Below are 2,444 nucleotides of genomic sequence, written 5' to 3'. Positions count from 1 at the left end.
TCGCCGATCCGCATCGCCTTCATATTGTTGCGGGCGGCGTAGTTGCGCACGCCGTCCCACTGCGTGCCGGCCTTGCCCTTGGCCTTCAGCGCCTCGAAGGAAAAGACCGAGGGTTCGGACTTGAACAGCCAGTAGTTCATCTTCTCGTTCTCCAGGGGCGCTTCGACTGCGAATTAACTACAGCGTCCTTCGAGGACGCCGTAGTATCTTATTTTTGCGCATGATCCTTGCCCAAAATCGATATCGATTTTCGGGGTCATGCGCCCGCCGGCTTGTTGAAGGTCCAGTTCCACTGACGGATTTCGACGCTCTCGCACAGGCCCGCCTTGGCATAGGGGTCGGCCGCCGACAGCGCCTGCGCCGCCGCCAGGTCCGGCGTCTCGACCACGACGAGGCTGCCGTCCGGCTTGCCCTCGGCGTTGAGGAAGGGACCGGCAAAGGCCAGCTTTCCCTCGCCGGTTCAGGCCTTCGAGAAACGCGACATGGGTCGGCCTGGTGTCGATGCGCAGCTGCAGGCTGCCGGGCTTGTCCTTGCAAATCAACGCAAACAGCATTTTTCAACTCCGATGGTTCAGATGTCGGTTTCGGTCTTGAGCGGGCGTGTCATCAGCGCGGTCACGGCCTGGCCGATGGTGATCTTGCCGTCGAGGATGGCGGCGACGGCCGAAATGATCGGCGCCTCGATGCCGCGCTCGGCGGCGATGCGGGCGGCAATGCCCGCCGTCGGCACGCCTTCGGCAAGCGGCCGGCCGGCAAGCGGCTTGCCCTGGCCGAGCGCCAGGCCATAGGCGAAATTCCGCGACTGCGCCGAGGAGCAGGTGAGCAAGAGGTCGCCAAGGCCGGATAGCCCCATCAGCGTCTCCGGCCTGGCGCCGAAAGCCGCGCCGATGCGGCGCAGTTCGACGAAGCCGCGCGTCACCATGGCGGCTTGGGCGCTGGCGCCAAGGCCCGCGCCGGTGACAGCGCCCGCGGCGATGGCAAAGACGTTCTTCAGCGCGCCGCCGATCTCGACGCCGATCAGGTCGTCGCTGGAATAGCAGCGCAGATTCTCCGCCGAGAAGCGGGCGGCAAGCTCGGCCGCCAGTTCCGCCTCGCGGGCCGCGACCACGACGGCCGTCGGCAGGCCGCGTGCGACATCGCTGGCGAAGCTCGGGCCGGAAAGCGCTGCGACCGGATTTTTGGGCAGGCTTTCCTCGACAATCGTCGAGAGCAGCGCGCCGGTGTCGCGCTCGATGCCCTTGGCGCAGAGAACCAGCGGTATGCCAGTAGGAACGTGGTTGTTGGCTTGGGCCAGGACGGCACGCAGAGACTGCGCGGGCGTCACGGCGAGCACGCAGTCGGCACCGCCGAGCGCAGCCGCCATATCGCTGGTCGCCGCGATGCCGGGCGCGATGCTGATGCCGGGCAAATAGCGCGGATTCTCGCCGCGGGCGATGGCGGCGACGGTCTCAGTGTCGCGCGCATAGAGCCGCACATCATGGCCGGCGCGCAGCATGGCAAGGGCCAGCGCCGTGGCCCAGGCGCCGCCGCCCAGCACCGCGACGCGCCAGCCGCTGCCGGATTTCCTGCCGCTCGTTTCCTTGGCGCTCATGCCTTGGCCCCACGCCGGCCTGAGCCGACCAGGGGCGCGGACACGCTGTCGAGCGGCCAGCGCGAACGCGGCACGAAATCGGCGGTGTTCTCGTCGGCGATGCCGGCGCGCAGGCGTTCGATGCCGGCCCAGGCGATCATCGCCGCATTGTCGGTGCACAGTTTCTGCGGCGGCGCGACGAAGGCGAAGCCGGCTTGCGCGCAAAGCGCTTCAAGCGTCGCCTTGATCGTGCGGTTGGCCGCGACGCCGCCGGCGACGACCAGCGCCGGCTTTGCCTGATCGGGAAATTCCTGGCGGAAGCGGGCAAGCGCGCGGCCGACACGGTCGCCCAGCGCGTCGGCCACCGCGGCCTGGAACGAGGCGCAGATGTCGGCGACGTCCTGGTCGCTCAGCGGCGCAATCGCGGTCGCCGCCTGGCGCACCGCCGTCTTCAGGCCGGAGAAGGAGAAATCCGGCTGCGCCGAGCCTTTCATCGGGCGCGGGAAGGCGAAGCCGCCGGCGTCGCCTGTCGCCGCCGCCTTCTCGACATTCGGGCCGCCGGGATAGGGCAGGCCGAGCATCTTGGCCGTCTTGTCGAAGGCCTCGCCGAGCGCATCGTCGATCGTGGTCGCCCAGCGCTGGTAGTCGCCGACGCCGCGCACCGCGACGATCTGGGTGTGGCCGCCGGAGACGAGCAGCAGAAGGTAAGGGAAGTCCAGCCCGTCGGTCAGCCGCGCGGTCAGCGCGTGGCCCTCGAGGTGGTTGATGGCGATCAGCGGCTTGTTCGCGGCGGCGGCGATCGCCTTGGCCGTCATCAGGCCGACGATCAGCCCGCCGACAAGGCCGGGACCGGCGGTGGCGGCGGGCTGATCGT

The 2,444-nt window shown here is 68.8% G+C and carries 3 protein-coding genes and 1 pseudogene; all 4 read right to left on the bottom strand.

Going from position 1 to position 2,444, the window contains the following annotated elements; genetic code table 11:
• Window positions 1-140 (bottom strand): EVE domain-containing protein (locus tag EOA24_RS34335; protein ID WP_127410609.1); only part of this gene is annotated, 140 nt, incomplete at its 3' end.
• Window positions 141-256: 116 nt separating this feature from the next.
• Window positions 257-554: pseudogene (locus EOA24_RS34330) on the bottom strand (YciI-like protein).
• A 17-nt stretch (window positions 555-571) separates the two neighbouring features.
• Window positions 572-1,591: an NAD(P)H-dependent glycerol-3-phosphate dehydrogenase gene (locus EOA24_RS34325; RefSeq protein WP_126080495.1), complete on the bottom strand. Its 1,020-nt coding sequence runs from the start codon at window positions 1,589-1,591 to the stop codon at window positions 572-574.
• On the bottom strand, window positions 1,588-2,444 hold an 857-nt coding region (gene tsaD / locus EOA24_RS34320), incomplete at its 5' end, for a tRNA (adenosine(37)-N6)-threonylcarbamoyltransferase complex transferase subunit TsaD (protein WP_127410608.1). The genes EOA24_RS34325 and tsaD, both read right to left, overlap by 4 nt.

This window comes from Mesorhizobium sp. M2A.F.Ca.ET.039.01.1.1, from assembly GCF_003998035.1.
GTDB lineage: Bacteria > Pseudomonadota > Alphaproteobacteria > Rhizobiales > Rhizobiaceae > Mesorhizobium.
This window is presented reverse-complemented; position numbering and strand designations above follow the sequence as displayed.

Excerpts from the sequence above, each read along its gene's own strand:
- EOA24_RS34325 (WP_126080495.1), bottom strand. The coding sequence starts at position 1,591 with ATGAGCGCCAAGGAAACGAGCGGCAGGAAATCCGGCAGCGGCTGGCGC.